Origin of the sequence: Acinetobacter tjernbergiae DSM 14971 = CIP 107465 (assembly GCF_000374425.1) — a bacterium.
GTDB classification, from domain to species: Bacteria; Pseudomonadota; Gammaproteobacteria; order Pseudomonadales; family Moraxellaceae; genus Acinetobacter; species Acinetobacter tjernbergiae.
On the sequence record NZ_KB894372.1, the window covers coordinates 1 to 17,344 of the forward strand.

General features: G+C 37.5%; 12 protein-coding genes. 5 read left to right on the forward strand and 7 right to left on the reverse strand.

Annotated elements, in window-relative coordinates; genetic code table 11:
• Together C502_RS18645 and C502_RS0113940 are read left to right on the forward strand one after the other, a co-directional pair.
• Positions 1–5,679: VCBS domain-containing protein (locus tag C502_RS18645; protein WP_018679436.1), on the forward strand; the 5,679-nt coding region annotated here is incomplete at its 5' end.
• Between the two features lie 842 nt (positions 5,680–6,521).
• Entirely contained in the window at positions 6,522–9,626 is a 3,105-nt protein-coding gene (locus C502_RS0113940) for a beta strand repeat-containing protein (RefSeq protein ID WP_018679437.1), read from the forward strand.
• Between the two features lie 62 nt (positions 9,627–9,688).
• Here the strand turns inward: C502_RS0113940 and C502_RS0113945 are convergent, their stop codons facing one another.
• Positions 9,689–10,783: an AI-2E family transporter gene (locus C502_RS0113945; RefSeq protein ID WP_018679438.1), complete on the reverse strand. Its 1,095-nt coding sequence runs from the start codon at positions 10,781–10,783 to the stop codon at positions 9,689–9,691.
• A gap of 122 nt (positions 10,784–10,905) precedes the next feature.
• Positions 10,906–11,550, reverse strand: a complete 645-nt coding sequence (locus C502_RS0113950; RefSeq protein ID WP_018679439.1) for a ParA family protein — start codon at positions 11,548–11,550, stop codon at positions 10,906–10,908.
• A gap of 129 nt (positions 11,551–11,679) precedes the next feature.
• On the opposite strand from C502_RS0113950, the gene C502_RS0113955 reads away from it, so the two are divergent.
• Positions 11,680–12,147, forward strand: a complete 468-nt coding sequence (locus C502_RS0113955; protein WP_018679440.1) for a Holliday junction resolvase-like protein — start codon at positions 11,680–11,682, stop codon at positions 12,145–12,147.
• Positions 12,148–12,161: 14 nt separating this feature from the next.
• Here C502_RS0113955 and C502_RS0113960 read toward each other — a convergent pair whose 3' ends face one another.
• Positions 12,162–12,785 carry a class I SAM-dependent methyltransferase gene (locus C502_RS0113960; RefSeq protein ID WP_018679441.1) on the reverse strand — a complete coding sequence of 208 codons (624 nt, stop codon included), beginning with the start codon at positions 12,783–12,785 and terminating at the stop codon, positions 12,162–12,164.
• A gap of 188 nt (positions 12,786–12,973) precedes the next feature.
• Between C502_RS0113960 and C502_RS0113965 the strand changes: the two genes are divergently transcribed.
• Entirely contained in the window at positions 12,974–13,519 is a 546-nt protein-coding gene (locus tag C502_RS0113965) for a hypothetical protein (RefSeq protein ID WP_409360638.1), read from the forward strand.
• Positions 13,520–13,722: 203 nt separating this feature from the next.
• Here C502_RS0113965 and C502_RS19575 read toward each other — a convergent pair whose 3' ends face one another.
• From C502_RS19575 to C502_RS0113985, 4 genes are all read right to left on the reverse strand, one after another.
• Complete coding sequence (locus C502_RS19575) at positions 13,723–14,007, reverse strand: hypothetical protein (RefSeq protein WP_023274774.1); 285 nt, start codon at positions 14,005–14,007, stop codon at positions 13,723–13,725.
• Entirely contained in the window at positions 13,976–14,251 is a 276-nt protein-coding gene (locus C502_RS19580) for a hypothetical protein (protein WP_018679444.1), read from the reverse strand. The genes C502_RS19575 and C502_RS19580 overlap by 32 nt, the downstream gene beginning before the upstream one ends.
• Before the next feature lie 302 nt (positions 14,252–14,553).
• Positions 14,554–15,129: a hypothetical protein gene (locus C502_RS0113980; protein ID WP_018679446.1), complete on the reverse strand. Its 576-nt coding sequence runs from the start codon at positions 15,127–15,129 to the stop codon at positions 14,554–14,556.
• A gap of 19 nt (positions 15,130–15,148) precedes the next feature.
• Complete coding sequence (locus tag C502_RS0113985) at positions 15,149–15,928, reverse strand: class I SAM-dependent methyltransferase (protein WP_018679447.1); 780 nt, start codon at positions 15,926–15,928, stop codon at positions 15,149–15,151.
• A gap of 121 nt (positions 15,929–16,049) precedes the next feature.
• Between C502_RS0113985 and C502_RS0113990 the strand changes: the two genes are divergently transcribed.
• Positions 16,050–17,336: a hypothetical protein gene (locus C502_RS0113990; RefSeq protein ID WP_018679448.1), complete on the forward strand. Its 1,287-nt coding sequence runs from the start codon at positions 16,050–16,052 to the stop codon at positions 17,334–17,336.
• The last annotated feature ends 8 nt before the right edge of the window (positions 17,337–17,344 follow it).

Below are 17,344 nucleotides of genomic sequence, written 5' to 3' on the forward strand. Positions count from 1 at the left end.
TCTCCAACAGGTTTGACTTTTAATAGTGATGGTACATTCAGTCTCGCACCACAGGCGGCTGACCAAGGCTTAGATGATGGTGAAAGCCGTGTTGTGACTTTCCAATATGTTGCTAATGATGGCACAGTTGATTCGAATGTTTCGACAGTTACAATTACCATTAATGGCGTTAATGATGCGCCAGTTGTGCCTGTTTCAGCTATCAGCACAACGCTAACGTTTGAGAGTGCGGACATATCAGAACTATATCCAGCTTCATATACTGGTATTGGTGATACTTATACTAAAGATGGCTATGTTCTTACCGTTGGTGCTGGTCATCACTTGGATAGTGCTGATGGGAATGGTTTATATTTCCATAATGGCTCAGCAAATGATGACTATGACACGATTGCGCGTTTAACTTATAACAGCGGTGCATCGTTTGATTTAACATCATTTACTTTGAACCTAGGTTATGCAGCAGAAGTACGTACTAGCTTAGACCCAAGTACAGTATTGACCTTCCCAGCAGGTATTAACACTGTAAGTTTCCAAGGTGTGACATGGGTAGAGTTCAGTCCAATTGGTGATGGTTCTTCTGATGGTAATCAGATCTATCTTGATGATGTAGTTGTCAGTCAAGGTAGTGGTATACAAACATTCATAGGTACAGAGGATGATGCATCAATCACAGGCGCAGTTGTTGCGACAGATGTTGATGATGAACCGTTGACCTATAGCTTGGTTGGTACTGCCCCAACAGGTTTGACTTTCAATAGTGATGGTACATTCAGTGTTGCACCACAGGCGGCTGATCAAGGATTAGCAGATGGTGAAAGCCGTGTTGTAACTTTCCAATATGTTGCTAACGATGGCACGGTTGATTCGAATGTTGGTACCGTTAACGTCATTATTAATGGTGTAAATGATGCAGCGACAATTATAAGTGCCGATGACAATGGTGCAGTAATTGAAGATTTTGCGGTCAGTGCTGGTAATCTAAGTGACTTTGGCTTTATACACTTCGATGATATCGAGTTAGGTAATGATCATACTGTTAGCGTGTTGGCAGATAGTGGCAACATTTTAGGTGGTACGTTAACCGCAGTTATTACTGATTCTGCAATAGGTGCAGGTGATGGTACCGTTAAATGGACCTATACCTTATCAAATGCTGCGGCACAGCAAGCAGCTGCACATACTTATCCTGAATCATTCACTATTCTAATTGATGATGGCCATGGTGGTATTACAAGCCAAATCGTCACAGTTGGCGTACATGGACGTAATGATGCTCCAATTGCAGCAGATGACAACGAGATAGCTGTTGAAGATGGTATTGTTCTTTCTAGTAATGTGCTAACCAATGATCTAGATGTTGATTTGGGTACTGTTTTGCAAGTAAACCAAATCTACACAGGTAATATTGAGGGTGCAGGAACTTTAGGTAGCATTGGAACTGCTTTGGTTGGTCTATATGGCAGCCTTACTCTTAATAGTAATGGTACTTACTCATATACTTTAAATAATACGAATCCTTTGGTGAATAGTCTAGCGGTTGGCGAGACATTAACAGAGTCGTTTAATTATCGTGTTACAGATGGTTTACGTTCTGATCGAGCTGTACTGAATATTACGATTGAGGGTAGCAATGATGCACCTACGGTTGTTGCTGCGCTAGCGACGACAGTTGCGGAAAATGATTCAGCTTCAACTGTAAACTTATTGAGTGGCGCAAGTGATGTTGATCATGGTGAAACAGCAACGTTAAGTATCATTAACATTACATATAGTGTTGATGGAGGTGCAAGTAGTACATCACTACCAGATGGGGTTAGCTTAAGCGGTTATGATTTAGCTATTGACCCAACTCATATAGCCTTTGATCATTTAGCTATTGGCGAACAAACAGTTATCCAAGTTGGCTACGATATTCAGGATATACACGGTGCTATCGTACATCAAACTGCAAGCATAACAGTGACAGGGACAAATGATGCTCCTACTGTAAGCGCAGCTGATGTTAATGGGGTTGTGATCGAAGATTTTGCTATTAGCGCTGGTAATTTGAATGACTTCGGCTTAATTACCTTTGATGATGTTGATCTTAGTGATAGTCATAGCATTAGTATTAGTCCTGATAGTGGAAATAGTTTAGGTGGAATACTAACTGCAACAGTTGTTGATCCAGCAACTGGACTTGGTAATGGTAGTATCCAATGGAACTACAGTGTAAACAATAGTTTGACACAAGCATTGGGTATCGATGATGTCGTGTATGAGACATTTACAGTTACTGTTAGCGATCAGCATGGTGGGACAGTCGATCAAGTAATCACAATTGCGATTACGGGTAATAATGATGCTCCAACTATCACAAGTGGTAGTATTGTGAGTGTCGATGAAGGTGCAGCTAGCGCGGGTGCAGTAGTTTATACGACTGTAGCAACTGATATAGATCAAAATGATGTTATAACGAGCTATAGTTTGAGTGGTATTGATACAGCCGCATTCTCAATTGATGCGAATGGTGTCGTGACTCTAAATGCTGCGGCAGACTATGAAACAAAATCTAGTTATAGCTTTGATATAACTGTTACGGATAGTGATGGTGCAAGCACAACGCAAACGATTACGCTGAATGTAAATGATATTGATGGGACTTCTATCGTTGGTACTCCTAATCAAGATACATACGTTCTTAATTTAGATACCGCCGCTCCAGGTGAAGAACTTCCTTATAAAGTAGATCTGAAAGAAAGCTTAGATTACTTACATGTTAATACAAGTGCTAGCCAAGTCCGTATTACTTTGACAGGTAGCGAAGTAGGAAATGGTTCTGCTCTTGATAGCAACAGCACACCTCCTCAAGATGGTGGATTAGCAGTTCGAATCCAAGCTGAAGATGGTACGGATGGATTAACTGGAAATGCAAGTCGTAGTGATGATGAAGGCGTTGTAATTACAGCATCTGTTGGAACGACATTTGATGTCCGTGATTTGACTACAGGAACTCAATATGGTGATCAATTCACTGGTATTGTTCTTGGTTCATCATCAGGCGATAACCTAGACTTTTCATCATCGGGTGGTCAGCTATATATCAATGGTGGTCAGGGTAATGACTCCATTATTGGTGGTTTAGGTGCGGATACTTTGATTGGTGGTGCAGGTACTGATGAGCTGCATGGTGGTTTGGGAGATGATACTCTTATCATTACAGCAGTTACCGATTTAGAGGCTGGTGAGAGCTATGATGGTGGGGATGGTGCTGATACTTTAGTTATTGATCCACACGCCAATTTCAATTTTGATTTGCGTACGATTAATTTAAATAGTGTTGAAGTTCTAACATTGAAAGACCCGATTGTTAATGGTACTTCAACAATTATTGTAAATTCATCTCAATTGAATGCTGGAAATTTCACTACAGTGAATGGTACTAATCGTGCAGATGTAGCTGAACGATATGAAATTCACTTGGATACCCAGAATTTAAATTTATCAGCAACAACCTTCAATAATTTTAATAATCCGCTTGATAGCATTGTTATTTATGGTAACAGCAGTGATAACTCAATTGTTGGTAGTAACCTTAATGATTCAATCATCAGTGGTGACGGAAATGATACCTTAAATGGTGGGGCTGGCGCAGATACATTAATTGGTGGTTTAGGAAATGATACTTATATCATTGAAAATTCTGGTGATGTTGTAACTGAACTACTCAATGAAGGGGTTGATCGAGTATTTTCAAATATTACTTATACATTAGGAAGTAATCTCGAAAATCTAATTTTGTATGGCACATTAAACATCAATGGAACGGGGAATGAGTTAGCCAACTCGTTGCTTGGTAATGCTGGAGCTAACATTTTAGATGGTGGTGCTGGTAATGATACCCTAGATGGTGGTGCTGGTGCTGATACCTTAATTGGTGGTCTCGGAAGTGATACTTATATTGTTGATAATATTGGAGACGTAGTATCTGAACACGTAGGTCAAGGATTAGATCGAGTCTTTGCAAGCGTAAGTTATGCTTTAAGCGCTAATGTAGAAAACTTAATCTTGTCAGGTACTGCTAATATTAACGGTACAGGTAATGACTTAGCTAACTCAATACTTGGTAATGCAGGTAATAATATTTTATCTGGTGGTTTGGGCGATGATACGTTGGATGGTGGTGCTGGTGTAGACACCTTACTTGGTGGTCTCGGAAATGATAACTACTATGTTGATAACACTAATGATGTTATTAGCGAGTTTGCTGGAGAGGGCGTTGATCGTGTTTACGCTACAGCAAGTTATACTTTAAGTGCAAATGTTGAAAGTCTGATTCTATTGGGTGCATCAAGCATTAACGGAACAGGTAATGATTTAGCCAATACTTTGATTGGTAACTCATTAAGTAATATTCTAGATGGTGCTGCTGGTGATGATAGTTTAGACGGTGGTGCAGGTAATGATACGCTATACGGTGGTCTAGGAAATGACTCTCTGAATGGTGGCTTAGGCAATGATTTACTCTATGGTGGAGTAGGTAATGATAGTTTAGACGGCGGTGCTGGGGTTGATACCTTGCTTGGCGGTTTAGGCAATGACACCTATTATGTAGATAATGTTAATGATGTTGTTACTGAACAAGTAAATGAAGGTACTGACCGTGTCTTTGCAAGTGTTAATTATACTTTAGCTGCAAATGTTGAAGATTTAGTTCTCGCAGGAACAGCTAATATTAATGGTACAGGTAATGATTTAGCAAATGCACTCTTGGGTAATGCTGGTCGTAATATATTGACTGGTGGTCTCGGAAATGACAGCTTGGATGGTGCTGCGGGAGCAGATACTCTAATCGGTGGTTTAGGTAATGATACTTACTTCGTTGACAATGTGGGCGATGTAATTACTGAGTTTGCTAATGAAGGTACTGACCGTGTCTTTGCAAGTGTTAATTATACCTTGGCTGCAAATGTCGAAAATCTGATCTTATTTGGTACTGGTAACATTAATGGTACAGGTAATGAGCTTGCAAATAATTTGCTAGGTAATTCTGGTAATAACATTCTAGCAGGTGGTTTGGGTGATGATACTCTAGATGGTGCTGCTGGAGTAGATACTTTAGTTGGTGGGCTAGGTAATGATACTTACTTTGTTGATAATGTAGGGGATATCGTTACAGAGCTTGCTGGTGAAGGAACTGACCGCGTTTATTCAAGCGTAAGTTATACCTTAAGCTCTAATGTTGAAAATCTGATATTGAGTGGCACTTCAGCTATTAATGGTACAGGTAATGATCTTGCGAATACCTTACTTGGAAATAGTGGTAGTAACGTTCTAGATGGTAAAGCGGGTAATGATACTTATACTGCAGGCGCAGGTTCTGATACCGTTATCTTCCATCTATTATCAAATAATGCAACTGGCGGTAATGATTCAGACACTTGGACAGATTTTGAAGTCGGATTAAATGCTGACAAGATTGATGTAAGTAGTTTGTTGATTGGTTTTAATGGCAGTCAAGATTTGACGACTGTAGATCAATTCTTGTCTGTTGTGGATACTGGTACTGATATAAAAATTCTTCTAGATCGAGATGGTAGTGGTGGAAGTTATAATGACACTCTATTGTTAACATTGAAGAATGTTGATGTCAGTTTACAAGCATTGTTAGATAATCATCAGTTGGTACTTGTGTAATAGCTAAATAATAAAAAGAACCCCAATCCATTCGGTTTGGGGTTTTTTATTTAATATTGTTTTATATTTAAGTGCACGTATTTTAAAATTATTGTTAATAATATGGTTTTTGTTGTTCCTATTTTTAAATTTAATTAAAGGGGTAGTGATTGATGTCGGATTTAATTCCAGTTTAATAATATTTCAACTGTTGCTTTTAGCGATCTTGCTTTGGTCGAATAAGCCTAGTATTTAGTTTTTTGGATCTTGAGATAAAATAATTTTGGATAGATTTTATCTATTTTTTGTAGAGTTTTTAAACAACCAACGTCTTGTTTTTTATAATAATCTAAATTATTTAAAAGAAATTATTTTGTCTTTTATTTTAATTTTTCAATATTTACTTTGATTTAAATTTAACCTTTAGTCAAAATAAAAATAGCTATTTAAAAATTTAATGATGAGTCGAATTGGTTTGTGGATTTTTTAATTCTTAAAATTTATATTTTAAATATTTTTTAATCATTATTAAGTTGGCTTTTATAAAGAGCTTTCTGTTTATTTTAAAGAGATTCTTACACTATGAATTATATGAATTTATATGTTTGAGTTGGTTTTTAAGCTCACTTTAAAGTTTTAATTAATAAATATTGTGTAACAATTATAATATTTTGCTGATTTTTTTTGCATATCTATCTTTAAATTGTGATGTATATTAAATTTATTAAGATAAGTGTGATCTATTTGTCTTTGGTGGTTGGTGATCATATAGGTGAGATAAAAAAGAAAGAATCCTAAGGGTTGCTGATAATTTAAAATTTATCTTAATAATCAAAATAACAATTTCTATAGGGAATATGATCATGGCTATAAGCTATATATATACTGGTGAACCGATGACAGGTTCTGCCAATGACGATTTTATAATGGGAATAGATTCTCTCTCTGTTGCAAATAATACCATTAATGCAAATGATGGCGATGATTTCGTTTTAGCAGATAGTAGTAATCTATATATTCCTGATCAGTCTTTTGCGAATGGATCAATTGCAACAGCTTTGAGTTTAGATACGGCAACAAGTGCTTGGACTGTCGATGAGAACCCATTATTTGGTAATTCAAGTATTCCTCATGTAACTGCAATTGTTGAATCAACTATCGGACAAGCCGAATTTTTTAGTGTGAATGTTGGTGCAGGAGAAACACTCACAGCAGATATCGACTTCTCTGCTTCGTCACCTATTGGAAACGGGAACGATTTAATCATTAGTATTCTAGACTCATTAGGTAATGTTTTAGTCACGAATGATGATTCTGTTACCAGTAATGGTGGGCTCGGTTCATTCGATTCACTGGATTCTTATCTTACTTATACACCCACTAGTGCAGGTACTTATTATCTGCAAATTTATCCATTTGGCGGTTCAACATTTACCTCTAACAATACTTTCATGTTGAATGTTTCTGTTACGGGACATGTCGTGGGTACAGGAGCAGTTCAAGGGAATGATATTATTGATGGTGGTAATGGGGATGATAGTATTTTTGCCCAAGGAGGTCTTGATACACTGAATGGTGGTGCTGGGAATGACTTTTTACATGGAGGCTCTGGTAACGATACCTTAAATGGTGGTGAAGGCTTAGATAAGCTTTATGGCGATGTAGGTGATGATACGTTACGACTGACCACAATGACTAGTCTAATACTTGGTGAAGTATATGATGGTGGTAGTGGTATTGATACCTTATTATTAGATGATCCCGCATTAACCTATAATTTTGATCTACGAAATATTACTCTGAATAGTTTAGAAATCCTTAAATTTACTGATCCTGGCTTGAATGGGTTTGCTACAGCCTTAGTCAATACCTCCCAACTTTCTATTGGAAATTTTACTACAGTCAATGGTATTAGTTTCTCAGATGTCACTGACCGTTATGAAATTTATATGGATACGCAGAATTTAAATCTATCGACAACGACATTTCTTAATTTCGGAGGAAGCTTAGACAGTGTTGTGATCAATGGGAGTGCTGATAATAATAGCATTATAGGTAGTACTGTCCATGATGTCATTTACGGTAATGATGGTAATGACATCATAAATGGGGGGGCAAGTAATGATGAAATGATTGGTGGACTCGGAGATGATACATATATCATTGATCATATTGGTGATGTGGTAATTGAACAACTCAATGAGGGCACAGATCGAGTTTTTTCTAGTGTCAATCATGTTTTAGGTTCTAATTTTGAAAATTTAATTCTGTCTGGTATAGCTGATATTAATGGTACAGGGAATGATGTTGCTAATTCATTACTCGGTAATGTTGGGGCTAATGTATTAGATAGTGGTTTAGGAAATGACAGTTTAGATGGTGGTGCAGGTGCTGATACTTTGATTGGTGGTTTAGGAAATGATACCTACTTTGTCGACAATCTAGGTGACATAGTTACTGAACAAACCAATGAAGGAACTGATCGAATTTTTTCAAGTATTAGCTATACATTAAGTGCCAATGTTGAAAATTTAATTTTATCAGGTTCTGCCAATAATAATGCTACAGGGAATATCCTAAATAATACGCTACTTGGTAATACTGGGAATAATATTCTAGATGGTGGTGTTGGCATAGACACTATGCAGGGCGGTTCAGGAAACGATACTTATTATATCGATAATACGGGAGATGTTGTTACTGAGTCATTGAATCAAGGTATGGATAGTGTTTTTGCAAATATTAACTATTCTCTAAGAACTAATTTCGAAAATCTTACTTTAACAGGTTCATCAAACCTTAATGCGACAGGAAATACCGTAAACAATACAATTGTGGGTAATAGCGGTGTCAATACGCTAGATGGTGGTGCTGGTGCTGATATTTTGATCGGCAGCTTAGGGAATGATACTTATTTTGTAGACAATAGTGGAGATGTGGTCACTGAGTTTTTTAATGAGGGTATAGACCGAATCTTTGCGAGTGCAAGCCATACGCTGGAAGATAACGTTGAAAATCTGATTTTATCTGGTGCAAGTAATATTAATGGTACAGGAAATACTTTAGTCAATACCATTCTAGGGAATAGTGGTAATAATACGCTAGATGGTGGTAGTGGTGCAGATACATTACAAGGCGGGGCTGGGAATGATATCTATTATGTTGATAATACCGGTGATGTTGTTACTGAATCATTAAATCAAGGAATAGATGGCGTTTTTAGTAATATTAATTACTCATTAAGAACTAATTTTGAAAATTTAATTTTAACAGGCTCATTCAATTTAAATGGGACTGGGAATACATTGAATAATGTAATCACAGGTAATAGTGGTGTTAATACCTTAGATGGTGGCTCTGGTATCGATACTTTAGTCGGTGGGTTAGGAAATGATACTTACTTTATCGATAACACCAGCGATATTGTAACTGAGTTATTTAATGAGGGCGTAGATCGGGTATTTTCTACAGCAAGTTATACTTTAAGTAATAATGTCGAAAACTTAATTTTATCTGGTGCTACAAATATTAATGGTACAGGGAACTTACTTGCAAATACGATCATGGGGAATACAGGAAACAACTTTTTGAATGGTAAAGAAGGGAATGACACTTACACGGCAGGTACAGGTTCTGATACCTTAATCTTTAACTTGTTAGCAAATCCACATGCGACTGGTGGTAATGGTGCCGATATCTGGACTGATTTTAAAGTGGGTCTGATTGGTTCTGATGTAAATGCAGATAAGATTGATGTTAGTGATCTATTGATTGGTTATAGTGGTGTAGAAACTTTAGTGAATGTTGAGCAATTTCTTACTATTGTTGATATGGGAGCTGATATCGGAGTATATCTTGATCGAGATGGATCTGCAGGTTCTTATAGTGATACCTTACTCGTTACATTAAAAAATATAGATGTAAGTTTAAATACATTATTAAATAATGATCAATTAGTTTTAGCGTAATGTATTAGAATAAGTAAAAAGACTGGCTAAAAGCTGGTCTTTTTACGAGAGTTTCAAAAATTTTATTTTGTTTCAGGTGGTGCTTCAATTGCCGCAATCGGTTCTTGAACATTTTCATGTAACCATTCGCGCCAAATTGCCAATAAAATAGCCAAGATCACTGGACCAATAAATAAACCCACCAAACCAAAACTTGCGATTCCCCCTAAAACACCAAACATGATGAGTATGAATGGAATCTGAGTTGCACCAGAGATTACTAATGGGCGAATCACATTATCTGAGCTACTAACGATAAGTACGCCCCATGTGATTACACCAATTGCTTCTACTGTTTGACCTTGGGCAAACAACCATAGTCCAACACCAAAATAAGAAATCGGTGTACCAAACGGGATCAAGGCTAAAATAAATGTCACCATCGTCAGGAGCATTGGATTTGGAACACCTGCAACGAAGTAACTGAGACCTGCTAAAATCGCTTGAGCAACCGCCGTTAAGCCCACACCATAAACCACAGCACGAGTGGTTTCTGAGATGGTGTCTAAATAATGATGTACACGAGGACCAATCACCATTTCTAGGGCACGACTGACTTGCGCCAAAATCATTTGTCCATCACGGTAGAAGAAGAATAAGGTCATAATTGCAAAAGTGAGTTTGACTAAGTTGCGACTAATTTCACTGAGTACAAAACGTCCATAGCTTAGATGGCCTTGAATCCACTCGGCAATGTTTTTAGTAATGCTATTGGGATCAGCACTCAATTCGTTGAGGGTGCGACTAATATCTTGGCCAATTATAGGCAGTGTTTTAATAAAATCAGGAATTTGAATATGCCCTGAGAATAATTGTTTTTGCAGGTTAAAATATAAATTTCGCCCTTCGAGTTGCAACATAAAAATGGCGAAAATAAAGGGAATACCAATAACTAAAATAACCAAACTAATCATAATAGTGGCATTCAGTGTTGGACGATTCTCTCCAAAGAAACGGCGTTGTACCCACAAATAAACGGGCCAAGTCATATATGCAATAATTGCTGCCCAAACAACAGGAACGATAAAGTATTTTAGAATACTGAATCCGAGGAACATTAAGACAAAAAATAGTCCAAACAGCAAAACGCGTTGTAATGTTGGGGCGTATTGTTGCACGATAATATTTCTCTAGTACTAGCAGATAAGTCAAACCATATTAACTGAAAAACCAGTCTAGGGAAATTTTCATTTCCTTGTTTTAAGATTCAATATCAAAAGATTAGCTTTCTTTGCAACGCTTAGAACCATTCAGTTGGATCATCAACCAATTGATTTAGAACAGGCTGCCATTGACTCTGAATACTGACAAAGTTTTTCTGTGTTTTATCAAAAATACTCAAGCCTTGCATGGCTAATGTGCCGTAAGCACTACGTTCTGAGATCCATGCAACAGGTTCTTGTTCAATCTTATTAAAAAAATCCTGAATATCTTTTGAACTAGCACTATTTGGTTTGACACGATTGGCAATCAACAGAATCTGCACTTTTCCTTTGCGAATACGTTTAATGTCTTGCAAATGTTTCAGAAAACGACGCGTACTATCAATATCAAAAAATGAGGGTTGTAATGGCGTTACAATCGCATGTGCTTCACTGACCAATTGTTCAGCATGTTCGCCTGACAGCGCACCTGGTGCATCAATAATCAAATAGTCGAGATGCTTTGGAATATCACCAATTGATTTTTCATGTCGCCAATCGAGACTCTGAATTGCGGTCACAGTTTCAGGACGTTGCTTTAACCATTGTAATGATGATTTTTGGTTATCGGCATCGGCAAGCGCAACCTTATAACCTTTTTGTGATAATGCTGAGGCAAGGGTAATAGCGGTCATGGTTTTGCCGCAACCACCTTTTTGATTTGCAATTAATATTGTCTTCATGAAATTAGATTTTTTAACAAGTGTTTTGTATTCAACTATACCTTAGCATCTTTTTGACCAGAGTGTATGACACATGACAAAAGTTTAATCTTGCAGTTAAATAGCAAACCTAGAAAAAGGAATACTTTTATGTCAGTTTGGCTTGCAATGTTGATTGGTGGTTGTATTGGTGTCGTTATCACAACCATGATTTTGTCCAATACACGCAATGGTCGTATTCAGGCAGAATATGAAAAATATATTGCTGAATTAGAATTAGAACATAAACAAGCCTTACTTGATGCGCAAAAACGCAGTGTAAATACCAGCCGTGCGGTTTTAAAAGGGAAAATGGCTGAACAGTTTGCACCGATCTTGCCTGAGTTTCGGTATTTACCCAGTGATGCAAAGTTTCTCGGTGATCCCGTCGATTATGTGGTATTTGATGGTTATACCAATTTTCGTGATGGAGATGGCACCGTAGATGACATTGAAGTGATTTTGTTGGATATCAAAAGTGGTGGTGCACGCTTGAGCAAAGGGCAACAGGCAATTGCGCAAGCGGTACGTGAAGGACGAGTTCGTTTTGAAACACTGAGAATTGATTTTGAAAACTAATCAGCGTTCTGAATCTATTGTTTCTGTGCCCGTGCGAATAACATTTTCTGTGCAACCGCAGGAATACCATCCGCATCAAAATATTCTTTTTCCACAAACTTAAATTGAGCTTGTAATAGATGATGCTCAATATTGCGATTGAGGTGGCAACCATCACCAATTCGTTTTTGTATTGGGGTCAGCAAGGTTTGTAGGGATTGTAATTTAACGGAGTCAGGGTGTTTGACATGTTCAATTAAATGAAATGTCCCTGTAGGTTTTAACACCCGATAAATTTCTGCCAAGGCGAGATCAAGATTTGGAATACTGCATAAAGTCCATGTAGAAACAATATGGTCTAAACTTGCATCGGCAAAGGGGAGTTTTTCTGCACTCGATTGCACGTGTTTTACATAAAAAGGCGCATGTTGAACTCGTTCAATTGCCAGATGATAAATATCTGGGTTGGGTTCTAAGGCATAAAGTGAATCAACATTGCCGTAGAAAGGAATATTCAGCCCTGTACCAAATCCGATTTCAAGCACTTCACCTTCGATCGGAACTAATAATTCACGACGTTTGTCCATCAAGCTTGCAGTTTGCATCACTTGATTAAGTAAATGTGGAAAAATTCGACGTTGGTAAAATTGGTAAATCATAAAGCTCTATTCACTCGTTTTAATAAAGATAATACTGAAATCACAGCACAAAAATAGGACTAAAGTGAGTTTGATTGTTACTAAAAAAAGCACTTTTTTTCATCATCTAAGCATACTATGAAGACATATGCTTTTCTAAGATTTTAGTGATATTTTGAGGATGATGGACCATGAAAAAACGTCTATGGATGAGTTTGGGCATGGTTGCAGTGCTTGGGCAGGCACATGCATCGACCCGTGGAATAGAATATAACATTGCCAATGGTTTATCGCCGATTGCCAAGGATCAGTCTATTTCGGTGTTGCAGCCTTTTTATGGCGACTTCCGTATTCTCGGCTCTAAAATGTATCAGGATGACGAACAAGCCAAATTTTCTCCGATTGATTATGCTGTGAGTTGGGGCTTATTTGCCAAGCCTGAGATTGCAGGTAAAATTTCAGTGAATCAATATGATCGTTATCTGAATTGGAAAATTGATAAACTGCCTGTTCCTGCTGATCAAGCCATGCAAATGGTGTCCAATATGCATATTATTCCTGCAAATCCTGAAATTGCTCAGCAAATCAAACAAGTAAAGCGTGGGGATTTGGTGCAGTTGAAAGGCGAGTTGGTCGAGATTCGTGATAAGGATTTGGTTTGGCGGTCTTCTCTAACACCAACCGATACAGGCGATGGTGCTTGTGAGTTATTCCGTGTTAATTCCATTCAGTGGATAGAAAAACAGAATATTTAACGCACTTTTAATGCTTAAGTTACACAGAAGAGAGATCTTTGATCTCATTCGTGTAGCTTAAATAGAGTTTAAATCACAGTAGAGCTTGCTAACTACTACCTGAGATATTTAAAAAAATATCGTCTAGAGGAAATAAGGGTAAAACAAATGGATAAGCCCCAACCTAAGAATAATCGAGGGATGGATTTTCGGCTATAGTTTTATTAAGAGTCAAGTGTAGAAGAAGCATACCCATCATTATAATAATCGCTTACAAATGCTAGAATAAATGTTTGTTGATTGCCATCAAAAATATATTGATCTTTTTCCCATTGTGAGTTCAATCTAAAAATAAACCAATCCATATAAGCTTTATTTTCATCAGTTGATAGGAAATAATACAATGCAGCTGGTAAAAAGAATTTAAAACCCTCTGAGCTTAAATAACTACAGTCTTGCCCAAAGTAATACAAGTATTCATACATCTCTCCATGTTTTGATTTCTTCATGAGGTCTACTACGTGAGCGAGCAGCTTCCAATCCAACTTTCAAATAAAATTTAGGCCAATCAAAGTTATATTCAAGAAGTAAATCTTCTGCTGATATTCCTATTGCAGATAGATAATCATCATCAATTTGGTCAAAATATCGATAATGAGTGTCATAAAAATCACATTCAAGTAGAGAGCGATTGGCCTTTAATTCAAAGGGAGGGAATACTTGTTCAAGAAGCTCTTTAATATTCATATTCATGATTAATTTTCACATAGGTTCCAGGCATTTTGAGCATCAATAATTGCTGTAGCAAGGTTTGAATCAGGAGGTGACCAACGTATTCTTGCATTTATTAAGTTTCTAAAAAGAGTTGCATTAGCAGTTTTAATTGCTGTATCTGTTACATTTTTACAGCTTTTTCCTCTATTTAATTAAAACTCAATAAATAGCTTCCTAAGGTCTTGCAACCTAGAGGGCTTTTCCTTTGAATTCGGTGGGTATAGTTATTTCATGCTACCAACATAATACTTTTTCATAGGTCTATTAAGCTCATGAGGTTACTATTCCTTCTGCATTTTAGTTTCTGTGGGTTGAGAATTCTTCCAATGATGCAGTTGGCTTTGCGCATGTAAATACTCATTTAGATGATCAACTTGTTTGGCTGTATCGGTATTTTGAGTGGTGCTAGATAAGGTACTTTGTTCTAATACTTTGGCTTGGTTATCCCAATATTCATACAAAAGCCCTTGAATATAACGACCTTGTTCGGTTTTGAGTTCTAACTCTTTCAGCATATTGAGTGCAGATCGGACATTATCTTTTTGGCGTTGTTGTTCAAATTCAGGTGTGAGTGAATTGGCTTCTTTCATCTTTGCCAATTCCATTTCCATACTATCGCTCATTTCGGTAAAACGGCGGTCATAGTCATCCAAGACTGCAATATCATGCGCATCGTCAGCAGTGGCGGGGAACTGTTTAATCGGTATTTGTTTGATCTGACCAATTGCATCGTTGCTGGTCGTACTTTGTTGTTCTTGGTGTGCTGTTGTTTGCTGGTCTTTATTACATGCACTCAGTAGTAATGTAGCGCTGAGTAAGCCAGTGAGTGCAACGGTAGTTTTAACTTTAATCGTCATAAATACACCTGATAGATTATTAATTTACTCTTTTTTGGAAATGGTAGGCAAAGGTGGTATAGGGAAAATCAATCTGATCTTGCGCAGTTCGCCCTGTAAAATCAAATACAATTTGTTCGAATCTTGCTTTCAGGCGTTGTTGTTCAAGCTGCGGCATTGCTGCAATAAAACTGGTAGAAAGCAAACGTTTACTGACAACATGTTCTACCGTACCTGTATGCTTGAGTTGAAAGGTTTGCAGCCCTTTGAATTGAAATAGCGCTTGATGCTCAAAAACTTTCTTCCATTTTTCACTATGGTAACGCGGTGTATCTGCTTCAAAAGGTGCAATTTCATCAGCTAACGCTTTTACCCAATCCACAGTAATGTCTCGTTGATTCCAAACCAATCCGAGATGCCCCGATGGCGTTAAGACACGATACATTTCCTTGAGCGTTTCAATATTTGAAAACCAATGGAACGATTGCGCACAAATAATGGCGTTAACCGATTCATCCTTTAACAGAAGTTGGTCACTGGAAGTTTGTAGACATTCAACCGTGATATAGCTTTGTTGCAGTTGTTCTAGCATTTCTGCTACAGGTTCAACCGCAATCACCTTTGCCTGTGTTTGAATGAGGTAAGGTAAGAATTTGCCAGTCCCTGAACCGAGGTCAATAACAGTGGAACTTTCACCAACTTTGAGCTGATCTTGCAGCCAAACGATGACTTCTGGTGGATAACTGGGGCGAACTTGCTGATAGAGTTCTGCCCCTAAACTAAAGCCTTTTTGTGCAGCAGGATGCAAGGATTGTGTCATTTTTTGCGCTTTTTAATCTGTCTTATCTCTATAAAATAAGATACTCCGCAAATAGGGTTTGGCAAAGCCATCATTTGATGACTTTTTGCGACAAGCCTAGGATTGATTTTTCAGTGTGAGCATGGATAAGCAAATAATATTTGAAGATGAACATATTCGCGTTATTTTTTTAAAAGGTTCAAGTGACACTTTAGTAGTTTCGTTTGGCGATTTGATTAGTCGTGCCAAAGGAATGTCGATTAATGCTGAAAAATCACTGATAAAATATCAATACAATGTGATTGGCATTATGCCAAAACAAAAAACTTGGTTTCCTAAAAGCAGCATGCTGCAGATGCAGCAGCAGATTCAGCCAATTTTAGAACAATTTAAACAGATTGTTGGTTATGGCGGCTCAATGGGAGGCTATGCTGCGATTAAGTATTCTAATTTATTGAATATGCAGAAAATCGTTGCTTTTGTTCCACAATATTCAATTGACCCCGATGTGGTGCAAGACCGACGTTATGCGGAATTTTTCGATCCATCCATTCATCAAGAAATGCAGATTCAAGCCGATGAAGTGGATGCATCTCGTGAATACATCATTGTTTATGATCCTTATTTTGCAGAAGACAAAGAGCATTTCTTAAAAATACAGCCTCTATTGCCAAACATGCATGTGATTCATTTACCGTTCACAGGGCATGAAGCACTTTCGGTTTTGGCGAGTTCACAATTGTTAAATGATTTTGTCGAACAACCGTTTGATATCACCTATTTTTATAAGCGTGTTCGGGAAGTTAAAAAGCAAAGTAAATTTTATTACCGTCATGTACTTGATGCGTTGTTAACCAGACACCATCAGGCTTTATTGCGGATTTTAGAGAATAATGATTTTGTCTTAGACGAGCGTTATTTTGATGCGCTACTCAAACAAAAATTGGTTCAACAATTATTTAATCTCAAACAGGGCACTGAACAAAACTTGCAGAAGTTGGGTATTCAGCCACACTTTGTCCAACACACTGAAATCTCAGCGTTAAGCATTCGCACGGTGCAAGATAAGTTTTTGGTCTTTAATTTGGTGAGTTTAAAGCTAGAGAGCTATAGCGCTGAAGCGATTAAGGCGAATCAACAATATCTATTGCCATTAAAAGTCACAGCAAATGCAGTTGTTGAACTAGAACTCAATGCTAAATCTTATCTGGTGACGATGAATGATCGTGGCATTCATAAGTTAGTCAAAGTAGGCGAAGCTTTAGCCTTAGATCAGTCGCTATTGCTATTTAAATATTATGCTGACTTTTATAGTCTGAGTTATAAACAATTGACCTTGAGTTGTGATGATCAGGGTTTGAGCCACTTTATTGACAACAGTGCTGACGAACAGACCAAACTACAATTCGTCAGCTCAATGATTCAATAAAAAAGCCC

Excerpts from the sequence above, each read along its gene's own strand:
- C502_RS0113940 (WP_018679437.1), top strand. The coding sequence starts at position 6,522 with ATGGCTATAAGCTATATATATACTGGTGAACCGATGACAGGTTCTGCC.
- C502_RS0113950 (WP_018679439.1), bottom strand. The coding sequence starts at position 11,550 with ATGAAGACAATATTAATTGCAAATCAAAAAGGTGGTTGCGGCAAAACC.
- C502_RS0113955 (WP_018679440.1), top strand. The coding sequence starts at position 11,680 with ATGTCAGTTTGGCTTGCAATGTTGATTGGTGGTTGTATTGGTGTCGTT.
- C502_RS0113960 (WP_018679441.1), bottom strand. The coding sequence starts at position 12,785 with ATGATTTACCAATTTTACCAACGTCGAATTTTTCCACATTTACTTAAT.
- C502_RS0113965 (WP_409360638.1), top strand. The coding sequence starts at position 12,974 with ATGAGTTTGGGCATGGTTGCAGTGCTTGGGCAGGCACATGCATCGACC.
- C502_RS19575 (WP_023274774.1), bottom strand. The coding sequence starts at position 14,007 with ATGAAGAAATCAAAACATGGAGAGATGTATGAATACTTGTATTACTTT.
- C502_RS19580 (WP_018679444.1), bottom strand. The coding sequence starts at position 14,251 with ATGAATATGAATATTAAAGAGCTTCTTGAACAAGTATTCCCTCCCTTT.
- C502_RS0113980 (WP_018679446.1), bottom strand. The coding sequence starts at position 15,129 with ATGACGATTAAAGTTAAAACTACCGTTGCACTCACTGGCTTACTCAGC.
- C502_RS0113985 (WP_018679447.1), bottom strand. The coding sequence starts at position 15,928 with ATGACACAATCCTTGCATCCTGCTGCACAAAAAGGCTTTAGTTTAGGG.
- C502_RS0113990 (WP_018679448.1), top strand. The coding sequence starts at position 16,050 with ATGGATAAGCAAATAATATTTGAAGATGAACATATTCGCGTTATTTTT.